A 14,882-nucleotide genomic window follows, 5' to 3' on the forward strand; every position below is an offset into this window, starting at 1 on the left:
CCTTTATATTTTTTTAAAGAAGTTGGATCTCTTCATGTGCTTTAAGTTTGAAACGTTTTTTGAATAAAAACACAGCTAAATACAAAAGAGGTGTGTCGCAAATAGCAATTAATACTTTAAATAAAAACCCGCTAATAAGCAGGCCTTTAAACATGCTCCAAGGAAGCACCTCAAAAAAGCACAATAAGAAAACAACCGAAAAAGTATCCACAAATTGCGATAAAAAGGTTGAAAAATTATTACGCAGCCATAAATGTTTCCCTTTGGTTACCCGTTTCCAGAAATGATAGATTTGAATATCTACAAACTGTGCAAAGAGGTAGGCAGTCATACTTGCTCCAACAGCTAAAATGGTACGTCCAAAAACATTATTAAATACCGAATTGTTAATAGGAGAATCAGAAACCGCAGGGACTATATCGGCAACATACACAATTAAAACAGAAAACAGTGACGCAAAAATACCGGTCACCACCACTTGGTTGGCACGTTTTTTTCCGTAAATTTCACTAATTAAATCGGTTATTAAAAACGTAATGGGGTAGGGCAAAATACCCACCGAAACAATAAATAGTTTGCTTCCAAAAACCTCCATATCGAAAGGATGCCAATAGAAGAATTTTTGAAAGATAAGGTTTGAAACTACCAACGATGTTATAAAAAGCGCTCCCAAAAGCATGTAAATTTGTTGGGCAGCAAGTTTGTCTTTTGAAGTCATTTACAATTGTGAATAAATACGTCTTGTAAATATAAAGGAATAAATTTTGTTTTACTTATTTTGCCACTACTTATGATACAACCAACAACGTTTTACATAGCATTGGGCAGTAATAAAGGAGATAAATTTAAAAACCTTCAAGATGCCATCGATTTAATTCATGTTAAAATCGGGAATATTATCCGCATTTCAAAGGTTTATAAATCGCCTGCATTTGGTTTTGAAAGCGACGATTTTTTTAACGCCTGTTTGGTTTTAGAAAGTCATTTAGAACCCGAAACCCTACTTCAGCAATTATTGGCTATCGAAACCATTTTAGGACGTGTGCGTACCCAGAAAAGTACTTACGAAGCCCGAAGCATCGATTTAGATATTATTTTGGTAGAAGACCATGTTTTGAATACAGCCACCTTGCAAGTGCCACACCCCGAAATGCAAAATCGTAAGTTTGTATTGTTGCCGTTACACGATATTGCAGCCCAGGTAAAACACCCCCTATTACATAAAAATGTTGCTGATTTATTAGCCGAATGCGACGATGATAGCGTTTTGGAACCCATTAATATTTGGTTGAAAAACCCTATTAAAGACTACCATTTTTCAAAGTATGATTTCATAGCCATTGAAGGCAATATAGGTGCAGGAAAAACCAGTTTAGCGACCAAAATTGCACACGATTTTAATGCCAAACTTATTTTAGAACGCTTTGCCGACAACCCGTTTTTGCCCAAATTTTATAGCGATACACAGCGGTATGCCTTTCCTTTGGAAATGAGTTTTTTGGCAGACCGTTACCAACAAATTAGCGACGATTTATCGCAACTCGATTTATTTAAGGATTTTATTGTAAGTGATTATGATGTGTTTAAATCGCTGATATTTTCTAAAATTACCTTGCAAGAAGATGAGTTTAAGCTCTACCGCAAACTTTTTTACTTAATGTATAAAGACTTGCGTAAACCCGATTTGTATGTGTATTTATATCAAAACACTGCACAATTGCAAGAGAACATTAAAAAACGCGGACGTGATTACGAACAGCACATTACCAACGATTATCTTGAAAAAATAAATGCGGGTTATTTAGAATTTTTAAAAAGCCAAACCGACTTTAATGTCAAAATTATTGATATTTCCGATAGGGATTTTATTGAAAATAGAAGTGATTATTTATGGGTTTTGGGAGAGGTTTGTGGGGAGTGATTGGCTTATGCTTAACGATATTTTACACTGGCTTTTTTTCGTTCTGTTTGGTTTTCAGCGTTGGAAAAAGATATATGTTCTTTTGTGATTTTTGGTTTAGCGTTGGGTTATCTTACTTTTACTTCATATTTATACTCGAAAAATTCATTTAAAATATCTTGGTCGGTCTCTTCTATTAAGAATTTATTTTCGTCTTGTGTCAATTCGCAAACACCAAAATTTCTGATGTAATTTCCATTTAATGAATAGTAGTTTGAAGAGTAAGGTTTGCTTGTGGTCTTGATGTAGTACCAAAAGATATTCGACTCCATAATCTTTTTAATGATTTTCATTTCTATTTCAGAACTTCCAACAACTGCTAATCCATTATAAAAAAGTAAGTCATCATCCGAATTGATAATGAAATTGGGTGTCCTGTCAGAATATTTAGGAAAGAACATTTTGTTCTTTATCTTCTCCAAAGATTGAGTTCTACCAAATGCAAACCAGTTTTCATAGTTCCCCTTACCTTTATCCCTTTCTGACAGCATTTTTCTTTTATTTTGAAAATATTTGTAGGCTTCGGGGAAGTTTTCTTTGATTAATTCTTCTTCTAGAATTTTAGGTTTTTCTTGTTGGTCGTATGGGAAAATGACTTTCTCTTTTAGGTTGTTCAAACTAATCTCTCGACTTAACTTATTTGAATTGACAATGTCTTTGCAAATACCTTTTTCTATCTTATACAAACTACCATTTTGCAAGTAGAAATAGTTTTCGTCCTCGTCAACTGGTTTAAAAATATAAATGTCATTCTTTAGTGTTGCTATGCCGTGTCTAGTTTGGTGAAGTTCGCCAAATGGAATACCCGTGGATTCAATTTTTGAAATGGTTTTATTGTCTTTTAAATTCCATCCTTTTCTAGAATCAAGATTTTTATAATTCACCTTTTTAAAGGATTGTTTTCTCTTTAACTTATCACTTTCAGAGGTATTATATGTAATGAAATGCTGGTTTCTATTTTCAATGAAACAAATACAAGTGTATGTATTTTTTGATTTGAAAATTTGTTCTGACCCAAAGTCAATAATGCTGATAGCAAGTTGTTTTCTTTGGAAATAGCCTCTTAAAGCTCTTCCATTAAGGCTTTTGAAAAAGGAATTCATTGTGATAAAACCAAGGATTCCATTCTCAGACAAATTCTCAATGGCAATCTGAAAGAATGGAATATAAAGATCAGAATTACCAGATTTACAAACTTCCCAACCTTTTAATTTTTCTTTGGTTTCTTTATCAAGATTCCTAGCACAAACATAGGGTGGGTTTCCGAGAATGATATTAAAACCTTTAAATTCAGCAATTTTAATTGTCCAGTCAAAATCAAGAGAATCGCCTTGGAATAAATTAAATTCAAATTTTATTTCGTCCTCGTTTGATTGTAAAGCCAAAAGCGAAAGAAGAAGCTTAGTTCTGTTGATTGAGTATTCTTGAATATCAATACCAAAAATGTTGTTTTTGAATATTTCTGCATAGGTTTTGCTGGTTCTCTTCTTCAATTCCTTTGAAGCATTGAATAAAAAGCCACCACAGCCACAAGCTATATCTGATATTAGAATATGATTTTTGAAACTTGTTGCTTTGGTAAAAGATTCTTTAACAATATAATCCCTGATTTTTTCAGGAGTATATATAGCTCCGTTAATTATTCTATCAGCAGGAGAAATTACAAATTCAAAAAGTTCAATAAGTTCTTCAAAACCAAATTTTGTTGAATCAGAATTGATTACTAATATAAATTCAATTAATGAGATGTATTCCTCTTTATCTGTTTGGCCAATTGAATACGACTTAAGAAGTTTATTTTTCTTAAGTTCCAATTTATTAATTTCAAGAAAAGCAGAAATAATAAGTCTGTCCACATCCTTCGGGGTTGTAGAATATTTACTTAAATATTTGAATGCGTTTCTCATTGAATTGCTCTAAGATGTTTTTTGTAGTCATTATATTTCATTGTGACAGCAACTAATAATTCATTTGCAATTGGATTGTTTGATTCTTCAATAAGTTCTTGAAGCGTAAACATCTTTTGTTCCAGTTGGTCTAGCATCCAAATAATACTATGTCTCTTTAAGTACAATTTTAACTTGATATACATATACTTAGCTGAATCAGAATTATCTCTAGGATATATATTTCCTAAAATATCTCTATAAAAATGTAAATTGTAATCTTCGTCAACTGGATCGATATAAGATCCAAAATCATCACTTTTAGCTCTATTAACATAGGAACAAGAGTATACTAAATTCTTGTAATTCCTTTCTAGCTCTGGATATTTTGATTTTGGTTTAAAATGGTCAATTTGAAAATTAGTTTTCCCTCCAAACCAAAAATCTAGACAGTAAGTGTATCCGCATCTATTTTTGAAATCTTTTGCGAGCGAATCCTTATATCGTCTATAATCTGCCAGTTCTTTACCAGAATATGTTCTTTCCGGTGGTTCGTTTCGAAACAATATTTCACTCATCTTTTTTTACCTAATGATTTTGCTAGTTCATCAACTTTTTTAAGTAATTCAGAGAGTTCAGAGGCTTCTTTCTCATCTCGCAAAATATTTGAAATTCGACTTTCTTTATCTAAAGCTTTCTCTATTTTGGAATCAAGCTCTGCCAACTCTTCTTTTTCAGGAGCATCAAGTTTCCTTTTTTTGCTTTCAGAAATTAACTCTAAAAGCCTTTTTTCATCTGATTCTAATTTATGTTTATACTTTTCAATTTGAGCTTTAACTCTTTCTAAAAATTGTTCTCCCTCGTCCATCTCCTTCTTTTCATAAATAATATTTACATCTTCTCCTTTGGAGATAGCATCATCTTCGTAAGAAGTCAGAATGAATATAGGAAACCCTTCTCTTTTTTTTAAGAACAGGCTAACCAAATCAGTACCATCGTAGTGAACTGTAGAAAGTTGTTCGGCAAAATCAAAATCAGACACTATGGCATCAACGTGGCTCTCCAATATTTCATTACAAGTATCTTCAATGGAATCTTTTGGAGTAATGGGGATTACTTCAAAAAAATTATATGAAAAACGTTGAAACCTCCTCGTGTCGGATTGGTCTTCGTCTATATAAGCGATTTTGTATTTCATTTCATTAAAGATTATGCGGTAATGTTATTTTTAGCTTGAAATTGGGTCGAGATTGCATTATCTCCACATCCCCATTATATTCATCTATAGTAGATTTCACAATCCACATGCCTAAGCCTGTACCAATTTTTTCCCCAGTCTTATCATCTCTTTTTGTGGTGAAAAATGGTTGAAATATTCTATTTGGTTCAGATATTTCTTCCAAAAGACCAGGGCCAAAGTCTTGATATACAATACTAATTCCATTTGTTTCGAGTGAATTAAATGCAAAACTTAGTTTTAACTCTCTGATGTCTCCAGAGTCTTTTCTTTTGTATGCATCAACTGAATTCGTGATGAGATTATTGAAAATTCCGTCTAAATCAATTTCGTGTCCTCTGAAATTGACTTCTGTAAATTTCCATTTGTCAATTGTCAATTTGATGTTTCGCCTTGAAAGTAAGGAACTCCATATTTTCTCTAGTCCTTCTATATATGTGACCATATTAATTATTCTTCTAGTTCTTTTATCTTTTCTTACTGATGAAATTGAAAAATCAAGCCAAGATTTCAACCTTTCATCTTGCTTTCGCATATCTGAAAGCATAACATAAGGATCAAAAAAATCTGGAAGTTCTTTTAGTTTTTCAATATCAATGACTTGTAATAGGACACTTTTTAATTCGTCAGTCCTTGGAAGAATACTATCTGTATGATTTCTAAATTCGTGAGCAAAAGATGTAACTATTAGCCCAGCACTTGCTAAAACTCTTAAAATCTTTTGTTCATCTTGCAACTCTTCAATATCTTCCTTGTATGCTTCAATTGCGCTTATCAATGTTTCCTGTTCAACCTTAGGATCGTTAGTGCTTGAATTACCTTTAGTTTCTTTCTTATTTTTTATGATTTGTTCAGCATCTTCCTTTGCCTTTCTCTTTTTATTGTTTTCGTCATAAATTTTCTTGAGGGTCATCATTATTTGATTCCTGTCTTGCTCAAAAATTTCAATAATGGATTTCAAAATTTCTTTAAATAACGAAAAAGTATCATTTTCTTGTAATCCTTCTCTGCTTGATTTGTCTTCAAAATTGATATTATCAATTCTCGAAATATTTACAATACCATAAACTTGTTGAGGTCGGACTCTATAGCCTGGTCTTGTTACCGTGGGGTTACTTAATGCTCTTTTTCCTAAGTCCAACCAGTCAAATGAGCTACTTTTAGTTTCGCCATATGGTCTCACTCTAAAATTATCTCTGAAAATTTTAATTCCACCAAACTTATCTAGCCAACTTGATCGATTACTATAATTAACGGCCTTATAAGGATACTTACTAATATCCTCATCTTTTTCCTGACCACCACCTCTTTTCATAAAGAAAAAGGAAAAAGAAAAAGCACCTATTTTGTTTAAGTTGTTGTTTTTGTCAATGTCTTTATAACCTGCAATTAAAGATTCTAATTTGGTCTTAATTTCAAACATACCTTTTTCAAAAGCACTGAATTGATATTGAGGTTGATTGAGCTTTGAGTTCTCAAAAAAACCTAATCTTTTTAAATCCCCAAAGTTTAGTTCATTTCTGAAAACTTTAATACTTACAGATTGGTCTTCATTAACAATCGTTGAAATTTTATAATCAAAATCATCACATAAAGTTGGTAGAACCTTTCCGTATTTTTGAGGCTCTAATGTGCTAAAAAGAAATAATTGAAATATATTAGTTTCCAATGGAGGAACTAATATTTCCAGATTTGAGAATAGAGATTGTGTTGCTCTTTCATCCCAAGTGTCTTTAAGTTTGTCAATCGAAATTAAGGTTCCCTTTTCCTCTTTCCAATAATCAATAATTGGATCTTTTAATCCAGTGAAATTTTGCATTTCAATAATTTCTCCCCAAAAATCACTATTGCCAATTTGAAGAGTTGCTTTGATATCCGATATGACTGCACCAGAGTTGTCAAACTGGTTCCAGTCTACATCCCAAACTAAACTTTCAGAATCTAGAGTTTTTGTTAGCATTACACTAGACTTGCCAAGTCGGTCTAATGCAAATCTTCCAATTCCTTTAGCTCCAGTTTTAATTCTTGATTTAGTTTTAAAATTGATCTTCTTATCATCAGTTCCAATAGTCATCCATTGGTTCCGAATGATTTTTTCGGTCATGCCATCTCCATTATCTAAAATTCGAATACTATCGTTTACTGGATCAATTATAATAATACATACAGATGCATCAGCATCATAACTATTTTTAACCAATTCAATTATAGCTCCTTCGGCATTGGCAAAGTTTTCTTGTCCGATTAGACGAGCTGTTCTAGCCGAAACGGTAAATGGAATTTGGGTTATTTCTAATTTTTCGATTTCGTCATTGATGGATGCGATCAAACCTGTATTAGGCTTATCCTTCTGTGTTTCTTGGGAAAGCCTTTTTTTAAGTTCTAATATCTGTGCTGCGTTATCCATTAAGCTATTTCTGTTCATTATTAATCAATTAGTAATCTGAACATTAAGTAGTTATGTAATTGAGGCTAATGTATTCAATGTGGGTTGTACATCCATTTGTACACCATCTTGAAATTGTTGCTTCATTCTTGCCAAGCTGTTTAGCAAGCCATTTACTGCTTAAGTTTTTTTCAACAAATACTACCTTGATTCTATTTATTGCTTGTTGCTCCTGTATAAATTGCATTTGGCGTAAAGATATTGATTTTATATAAAATTAATCGGATAATTCTGTTGGGGCGTTGCGGTAAAAGCAAATATACTTGATTAGGTCGGTTTTGAGTGTTGTGATGAGGCTCTTTTGATTTTGATAAAGCGTTGGTATTTTGTCATTCATTTTTCTGTTTGTTTACTGTCGGTTGTGTCGTCTTTTAGGACGAGGCACAACATTTAGCATACAAATCCATTTCAATAATTCATCCCCATCAACAAACGAATTTAAATACTAAAAGCTTAAAAGCTAGCAAAACTATAAGCTAAATTTGTCCGTTCGAGTAAAATTCTTTTTTCAAGAATTATTACCGAGTTCTTCCGCTAGCCCGATAAGGATGCCTTCGATTCCGCGGATATAGCATAACCGATACACGTTTTCATACTGAACCACTTCGCCAACAAGTTGAGCGCCATGCTTACTAAGCCTTGAGAGTACCTCATCAAGATCGTCTACGGTAAACATAACGCGTAGGTAGCCGAGAGCGTTCACAGGTGCCATGCGGTGATCTGAGATGGTAGGCGGCGTGAGAAACCGTGAAATCTCGAGTCGGCTATGGCCATCCGGTGTAACCATCATAGCGATCTCTACGTTCTGAGAGCCGAGTCCCGTAACGCGACCAGCCCATTCGTCTTCAACCATGGCTCGCCCTTCGAGCTTCAAGCCTAGCTCAGTAAAAAAAGAGATGGCGTCATCGAGGGATTCTACAACAATGCCTACATTGTGCATTGTGGGTAAATTATTTTTTGTCATAGTTTTATCTTTTTATGAATAAAAAATTATGATTACGATATAAAGCTTTACCAGTTAAGTTGCGTATAAAGATTTGGATATGAGTTCGTTTCAATGTTCCGATACAGGAACAAGTTAAGCACATACAAGCGAAGTTATCATTTTTTACATTTAGAATCAAGTTAAATGTTTATGCCTAATTCCAAAAATAATGAACCGTTCATCGATTTTTTGACTAAGACTTCAAGGGGTTTTGTTCGAGTCTTGTTCGACATTCCTTCGAGGATTCTTCGTGAAACCCCTTATTTTACGAAGAAACCCCGAACAATCCTCGAAGGAATGTCGAAGGAAGCCCTTATTAGGGCTGTTGATTCAAATTTTAACAGCTATTTTTGTGAAGATTATTTTTCGTGCTATTTACAAATCGCTATCGCTAAAATGAATGCCTTTGGTTTCAATAGTTTCATTAGGTGTGGTTAATGCGCTCTGTTTTATGTCTAAAACAAGGTTGTCAAAGCTGATAGTGTCGCCACCAAGTATATCGACCACCGAATCTGGCGTTTTGATATTCGTGTTTTTAATACTTACGTTTTTAGCATCATTTATTATGATGAGATTGCTGCAGTTGGCATCCACATTATCAATAGTTAAGTTGGTTAATGGCGATTCGGGTATGCCGTAAATTTTTAAAAAGTGTGTGCCATTTTCAATAATAATATTGGAAATGTGTATGTTTCGGTAAAAAGGCGTTAGGGCATTTACGTCTCTTATAGGAAGTCTGTCTGCCAATTCACCCACATAAGCTCGTGTGCCTAGCATGTCCCATTTTATACAAGTGGCTTCAAGGTTCATGCGTATTCTGTTGTAATACAGGTTTTCGCCACCACCACCTCTGGGTCGGCGTGTTTTAAACCGAATACCAACACCTGTGCCATCAAACACACAATCGTGGACGTATAAATTTCTAATAACACCTGCAGTTTCACTTCCGCAGGTAATGCCACCATGGCCTTTAAGCGCTAAACAATGTCTAACCACGACATTTTCGGTGGCTCTGTTAACGTTTAATCCGTCTTCACCACGACCAGATTTCATGGTAAAGGCATCATCGCCTGTACTTAGTGTGCAGTACTCAATAAGCACGTTTTTTGAAGATTCAATATCGATACCATCACCTCGGGGAATGCCCACCGAGTTTACCGAAACACCTCTTATGATGACATTGTCGCAATACACGGGAACAATATTCCAAAAAGCGGTATTTTCTAATGAAATGCCTTCAATATAAACCTTTTTGCAGTTAACGGGCGAAATGAATTTTGGAGGAAAGATCCAGTCTTCCTTCGAGCCATCATGAATACGCGCTTCGGCAGGTTTGGTTAAATCTACAAGCGTTTCAATAGGCGTGTGGTACGAGCGTTCTTTTATTTCGCCACCATAAGGGCCAACGAGTTTGCCTTTACCTGTAATGGCAATATTTTCTTGATTGTTGGCGTAAATACATGCGGCTAGCGACATCACTTCCATGCTTTCAACACGTGTAAAAACAGCAGGTTGGTAATCTTTTACATGGGTACTAAATTGTATTACGGCACCTTCTTCAATATGCAGGTTTACATTGCTTTTTAATGAAATACGCCCAGTGTTCCAAACACCTTTTGGAATGATTACTTTCCCACCCCCTAAACTGCTGAGTTCGGTAATGGCGGTTTCAACAATAGCCGTAATATCATTTGAGTTTTGGCTAATGCGTTCTTTTATATTGATGGTTCTATCGGGAAATGTAGGTTTTTCAAATAGGGGCATATCAAACGGTGCCTCAACTGGTGCAATAGTGTCTGGTAAAACCAAATGCCCGACTTGTTCTTTGGTAGGGATGGTTGTTAGTTTGCTATAATCAACTCCTAAGTTGGTCTCCGTTTTACAACTAATTAATATTAGAAATACAATGGCTAAAAATGGTCTCATTTAGAATTTTAGTTTTAGCTTATAAAGCTAGTTTTCTGAGTTGAAGAAAGCTGTTTGTTTTGTTCAATGGTTTATTCTATAAAATCTTTTTTTTAGAAAAACTAAACTTTAAAACAGGTTGTATAACGTAGTAACAATACGTCCTTTGTTGTTTTCTAGTATATGCTCATTTAAAATAGTTTCTTCTTTAATTTTTAAACGGAAAGGTGCTTCAAGTAAATTTACGCCGCTATTTTGTTTTAATCGAATGCCTTGTCCGAAAATAATATTTTTGTTTGGGGTAAAGTTTCCAAAAGGCACATGTTCAGTTAAAATAATGTATTTATAAATTTCTAATTTTTTAACAACGTTTTGTATTTCTATGTTAGATAAATGCTGCAAAACTTGGCGTAATATAATGAAGTCTGCATATGGAAGTTCATCTTTTGCAATATCCAAACAATGAAATTCTAAGTTGGCTTCTTTAAAGATGTTTTTGTTTCTGTCAATCAGGCTTTCAACAATATCAATAGCGTAATATTTTTTAGTGTATTTGGTAAGGTGTTTTCCGATGTTAAAATCGCCACAACCTAAATCGCAAACAATTAAAGATTTGTTATTAGCTTCTAAAAAAGTAATTAAAACATCTAAATAGGGTTTTGTTATTTCGAAGTTATGAGAGCCACTTCCAGAATAAAAATCGAAGTCTTTTCCACCCCAAAGTTTCATGTCATAAATTTGGGTCATTACGTCTTTAGTAGGCCAAGGTTGTTTTGGTTTTTTGTCCACCTCTAGTTTTTGGAAATTTTACTAAACAAATCCCAAACAACCACTCCAACACTCACCGAAATATTCAACGAATGTTTGGTGCCGTATTGCGGAATTTCAATCACCAAATCGCTAGCACTCACCACCTCTTGGGCAACTCCTTTTACTTCATTGCCAAAAACCAAGGCGTATGTTGTCTGTGGATTGGGTGTGAAGTCGTTTAACATGGTGGCGTTTTCTGCCTGTTCGATGGAACAGATTTTTACGCCTTCAGTTTTTAATTTTTCAACCAATGCTTTTGTGCTTTCAACATATTCCCAAGCAACGGTTTCGGTACTTCCCAAGGCGGTTTTATGAATGTCTTTATGTGGTGGTGTGGCGGTGATGCCGCACAAATAAATTTTTTCGATTAAAAATGCATCGCTGGTACGGAATACCGAGCCAATATTATTTAGGCTTCTTATATTATCGAGAATGATGATGAGCGGTGTTTTGGTAACCTGCTTAAAGTCGTTGACGCTCAATCGGTCTAATTCGCTGTTTTTTAGTTTTCGCATAAAAAAGTTCTTTTTATCATTCCCGCGAAGGCGGGAATCCCATCTTTAAATGTTTTTCTGCCACGAATACACAAATATTTATCATTAATTATCGATAAAAACCTATTTGTTTCCTTGAGGGTTCTATCGTTCTATCATCTTACAACACATACTGAATTAATAAAACCAAAATAATATTCATGTATCCGTGGCTATCCTAACATCAATAAATTGTTAATAATTGTAAATAACTTCTATTAGTTCAATTTCAAAAAAAATCAAAATAATGCTACATTAGCAATCTTGCATTTTTAGCAAAAATAACATTAAAAAACCACTTGACCTTGGCAAAAAAAGAAACCCCGTTAATGAAACAATACAATGCTATCAAAGCAAAGTACCCTGATGCTTTACTGTTGTTTCGTGTGGGCGATTTTTACGAAACCTTTGGGGAAGACGCTGTTAAGGCAGCTGGTATTTTGGGCATTATTTTAACCAAGCGTGGTGCTGGTAGCGAGAGTGAAATTGAATTGGCGGGTTTTCCGCACCATTCTATAAACACCTATTTGCCAAAACTGGTTAAAGCAGGTGAGCGTGTTGCTATTTGCGACCAATTGGAAGACCCGAAACAAACAAAAACCATTGTAAAACGTGGGGTTACCGAATTGGTGACGCCTGGAGTGGCATTTAATGATGAGGTGTTGGTATCAAAATCCAATAACTTTTTATGTTCGGTTTATTTTGATAAAAAACATATAGGTATTTCATTTTTAGATATTTCTACAGGCGAGTTTTTAACATCGCAAGGGAATGCCGAATATATTGATAAGTTACTGCAGAATTTCAACCCGAGTGAGGTGTTGGTTTCCAAACAAAAACGAACACTTTTTAACGACACCTTTGGGAAAGATTTCCATACGTTCTATATGGAAGATTGGGTATATCAAACCGATTATGCCTACGAAACGCTTATAAAACATTTCAACACAAAAACGCTTAAAGGCTTTGGTATTGAGGATTTGTATGAGGGTATTATTGCATCGGGGGCCATTCTTCATTATTTAGGGGAAACGCAGCATAATAAACTTCAGCATATAACCTCAATATCTAGAATTTCTGAAGAAGCTTATGTGTGGATGGATAAATTCACCATTAGGAATTTAGAACTTTATAATTCTACCAATAATAATGCGGTAACGCTATTAAATATTATCGATAGAACCATATCGCCTATGGGTGGACGCTTGCTAAAACGTTGGCTGGCATTGCCTCTAAAAAGTATCGATAAAGTAAAGCAGCGCCATGAAGTAGTTCACTTTTTAACGAAAGAAAATAGTACGCTTCAAAAAGTCCAGAATCATATCAAACATATTGGTGATTTGGAACGGCTGATTTCTAAAGTAGCGACGGCTAAGGTGAATCCACGTGAGGTGATTCAGCTTAAAAACTCGTTGGAAGCTATTGTGCCGATAAAGTCTTTGGCGAGTCATTGTGATAATGAATCCTTAAAAATTATTGGCGATACGCTTCAAGGTTGTGATGAGCTAAGGGCGAAAATTAAAGAAATGCTTAATGAGGATGCACCTGTTAATGCGTTAAAAGGACATACCATTGCAGCGGGGTTTTCTTCAGAATTGGATGAATTAAGAGGCTTGTCAAAATCCGGAAAAGAGTATCTAGATAAGATGCTACAACGGGAAAGCGAACGCACGGGCATCACCTCTTTAAAAATAGATTCCAATAATGTATTTGGCTATTATATTGAAGTACGCAATACACATAAAGATAAAGTGCCGGAAAGCTGGATACGAAAGCAGACACTGGTTAATGCAGAACGCTATATTACCGAAGAGCTTAAAGAATACGAAACTAAAATTCTAGGCGCCGAAGATAAAATATTGGCGATAGAGCAGCAGTTATTTGCAGAATTGGTTACTTGGATGAACCAATACATAAAACCAGTACAACAAAATGCCTATTTAATTGGACAGTTAGATTGTTTGTGCGGATTTGCCCAGTTGGCGACAGATAATAATTATGTGTATCCCGTTATTGATGAATCACACGATTTAGAAATTAAAGACGGACGCCATCCCGTCATAGAGAAACAATTACCTATTGGCGAAGCGTACATAGCCAATGATGTATTTTTAGATAGAACCAATCAGCAAATCATCATGATTACGGGACCAAATATGTCTGGTAAATCGGCTATATTACGTCAAACCGCCCTTATTGTGTTGTTGGCTCAAATGGGAAGTTTTGTACCGGCAAGAGCAGCTAGAATCGGTTTGGTTGATAAAATTTTTACCAGAGTAGGAGCCAGTGATAATATTTCGATGGGCGAATCGACTTTTATGGTGGAAATGAATGAAACCGCTTCTATTTTGAATAATATTTCCGATAGAAGTTTGGTGTTGCTTGATGAAATTGGCCGTGGCACCAGTACCTATGATGGTATTTCCATTGCGTGGGCCATTAGCGAGTATTTACACGAGCATCCGGCAAAACCAAAAACATTGTTTGCTACCCATTACCACGAACTTAATGAAATGACCGAAACGTTTGGCCGTATTAAAAACTATAATGTTTCGGTAAAAGAACTGAAAGATAATGTGCTTTTTATTAGAAAATTGGTTGAAGGTGGCAGTGCGCATAGTTTTGGTATCCATGTTGCAAAAATGGCAGGCATGCCACAGCAAGTTTTGCATCGTGCCTATGCCATTTTGAAGAAATTAGAGAAATCGCATTCCAGTGAAGAACTTACCGATAAGGTAAAAACACTCACTGATGACATGCAGCTAAGCTTTTTTAACTTAGACGATCCGTTGCTGGAAAACATAAAAGACGAGATATTGCATATTGATATTGATACACTTACGCCTGTTGAAGCTTTAATGAAGCTAAACGAAATTAAACGTATGTTGGTAAAGAAAAAACGAGCTTAAGAGCCTGTTTAAATTTATATCAATTGTTTTTCTATGCCCCTTTTTGCGCCTAATTTCGCTGAAACCTCATCAAATGGTCCTGCCATTATCTTCGATTTCGCCTCATTTTGCATCAAAAATGACCTATAGATGATCCAATCATACAAATTTAAACAGGCTCTAAAAATAATTTCATTTATTTTAATAAAAGGCTTTGGTTTTAGAAGAAATA

11 protein-coding genes are annotated in these 14,882 nt (G+C 34.7%); 2 read left to right on the forward strand and 9 right to left on the reverse strand.

The genetic code is table 11. From position 1 onward, the window contains the following. Positions 1 to 13 precede the first annotated feature (13 nt). Positions 14 to 718, reverse strand: coding sequence for a queuosine precursor transporter (locus CJ739_RS09920; RefSeq protein WP_117174864.1), 705 nt, complete (start codon positions 716 to 718; stop codon positions 14 to 16). Positions 719 to 790: 72 nt separating this feature from the next. Here CJ739_RS09920 and folK point away from each other — a divergent pair, with 72 nt between their 5' ends. Next, positions 791 to 1,921, forward strand: coding sequence for a 2-amino-4-hydroxy-6-hydroxymethyldihydropteridine diphosphokinase (folK, locus tag CJ739_RS09925; protein ID WP_117174866.1), 1,131 nt, complete (start codon positions 791 to 793; stop codon positions 1,919 to 1,921). Positions 1,922 to 2,028: 107 nt separating this feature from the next. Here folK and CJ739_RS09930 read toward each other — a convergent pair whose 3' ends face one another. The 8 genes from CJ739_RS09930 to CJ739_RS09970 all read right to left on the reverse strand — a co-directional run bounded on the left by CJ739_RS09930 (position 2,029) and on the right by CJ739_RS09970 (position 11,744). After that, on the reverse strand, positions 2,029 to 3,867 hold the full coding sequence (locus tag CJ739_RS09930; protein ID WP_117174868.1) for an Eco57I restriction-modification methylase domain-containing protein: 1,839 nt from the start codon (positions 3,865 to 3,867) through the stop codon (positions 2,029 to 2,031). Further along, the gene (locus CJ739_RS09935) at positions 3,864 to 4,412 is read right to left on the reverse strand and encodes an HNH endonuclease family protein (RefSeq protein ID WP_162880183.1); all 549 of its coding nucleotides are present in this window, start codon (positions 4,410 to 4,412) and stop codon (positions 3,864 to 3,866) included. Before CJ739_RS09935 ends, CJ739_RS09930 begins: the two co-directional genes overlap by 4 nt. 8 nt (positions 4,413 to 4,420) lie before the next feature. Further along, positions 4,421 to 5,044: a hypothetical protein gene (locus tag CJ739_RS09940; RefSeq protein WP_117174872.1), complete on the reverse strand. Its 624-nt coding sequence runs from the start codon at positions 5,042 to 5,044 to the stop codon at positions 4,421 to 4,423. Between the two features lie 4 nt (positions 5,045 to 5,048). Next, entirely contained in the window at positions 5,049 to 7,490 is a 2,442-nt protein-coding gene (locus CJ739_RS09945) for a sensor histidine kinase (RefSeq protein WP_162880184.1), read from the reverse strand. A 547-nt stretch (positions 7,491 to 8,037) separates the two neighbouring features. Next, positions 8,038 to 8,493: a VOC family protein gene (locus CJ739_RS09955; RefSeq protein ID WP_117174876.1), complete on the reverse strand. Its 456-nt coding sequence runs from the start codon at positions 8,491 to 8,493 to the stop codon at positions 8,038 to 8,040. A 396-nt stretch (positions 8,494 to 8,889) separates the two neighbouring features. Beyond that, entirely contained in the window at positions 8,890 to 10,440 is a 1,551-nt protein-coding gene (locus tag CJ739_RS09960) for a glycoside hydrolase family 28 protein (RefSeq protein ID WP_117174878.1), read from the reverse strand. Positions 10,441 to 10,548: 108 nt separating this feature from the next. Beyond that, positions 10,549 to 11,208 carry a class I SAM-dependent methyltransferase gene (locus CJ739_RS09965; protein WP_236951644.1) on the reverse strand — a complete coding sequence of 220 codons (660 nt, stop codon included), beginning with the start codon at positions 11,206 to 11,208 and terminating at the stop codon, positions 10,549 to 10,551. A gap of 2 nt (positions 11,209 to 11,210) precedes the next feature. After that, on the reverse strand, positions 11,211 to 11,744 hold the full coding sequence (locus tag CJ739_RS09970; RefSeq protein ID WP_117174880.1) for an RNA methyltransferase: 534 nt from the start codon (positions 11,742 to 11,744) through the stop codon (positions 11,211 to 11,213). 347 nt (positions 11,745 to 12,091) lie between these two features. On the opposite strand from CJ739_RS09970, the gene mutS reads away from it, so the two are divergent. Beyond that, positions 12,092 to 14,671, forward strand: coding sequence for a DNA mismatch repair protein MutS (mutS, locus tag CJ739_RS09975; protein ID WP_117178897.1), 2,580 nt, complete (start codon positions 12,092 to 12,094; stop codon positions 14,669 to 14,671). The last annotated feature ends 211 nt before the right edge of the window (positions 14,672 to 14,882 follow it).

The organism is Mariniflexile sp. TRM1-10 (assembly GCF_003425985.1).
Lineage (GTDB): Bacteria > Bacteroidota > Bacteroidia > Flavobacteriales > Flavobacteriaceae > Mariniflexile.

Coding starts and splice junctions, on each gene's coding strand:
- mutS (WP_117178897.1), top strand. CDS start 12,092: ATGAAACAATACAATGCTATCAAAGCAAAGTACCCTGATGCTTTACTG.
- CJ739_RS09960 (WP_117174878.1), bottom strand. CDS start 10,440: ATGAGACCATTTTTAGCCATTGTATTTCTAATATTAATTAGTTGTAAA.
- CJ739_RS09920 (WP_117174864.1), bottom strand. CDS start 718: ATGACTTCAAAAGACAAACTTGCTGCCCAACAAATTTACATGCTTTTG.
- CJ739_RS09930 (WP_117174868.1), bottom strand. CDS start 3,867: ATGAGAAACGCATTCAAATATTTAAGTAAATATTCTACAACCCCGAAG.
- CJ739_RS09940 (WP_117174872.1), bottom strand. CDS start 5,044: ATGAAATACAAAATCGCTTATATAGACGAAGACCAATCCGACACGAGG.
- folK (WP_117174866.1), top strand. CDS start 791: ATGATACAACCAACAACGTTTTACATAGCATTGGGCAGTAATAAAGGA.
- CJ739_RS09945 (WP_162880184.1), bottom strand. CDS start 7,490: ATGGATAACGCAGCACAGATATTAGAACTTAAAAAAAGGCTTTCCCAA.
- CJ739_RS09955 (WP_117174876.1), bottom strand. CDS start 8,493: ATGACAAAAAATAATTTACCCACAATGCACAATGTAGGCATTGTTGTA.
- CJ739_RS09970 (WP_117174880.1), bottom strand. CDS start 11,744: ATGCGAAAACTAAAAAACAGCGAATTAGACCGATTGAGCGTCAACGAC.